The sequence below is a fragment of the Pseudomonas syringae pv. cilantro genome (assembly GCF_001293775.1).
GTDB lineage: Bacteria > Pseudomonadota > Gammaproteobacteria > Pseudomonadales > Pseudomonadaceae > Aquipseudomonas > Aquipseudomonas syringae_P.
Map to the genome: position 1 here is coordinate 2,497 of NZ_LGLN01000058.1, position 228 is coordinate 2,724.

Consider the following 228-nt stretch of genomic DNA (forward strand, 5'->3'; position numbering starts at 1 on the left):
ACATGGAAAACACGGACATCCTGGAAGTGCATTACGAACCCGAACACAAGCTGGCCTTGCTCAATGGTCAGCGTCAACGCGCTGCCTAGGAGAACGCCATGTGGTGGAAAGTCTCGTTATCAATCGTGTTCATGATGGCTGTGTGCTTCGTGATCGGACTGTACGCAGGGGGTGCGATGTTTCTGCACCTGACTCAAGGTCACTTCGCGGGCTTGTCCTGGGACACGC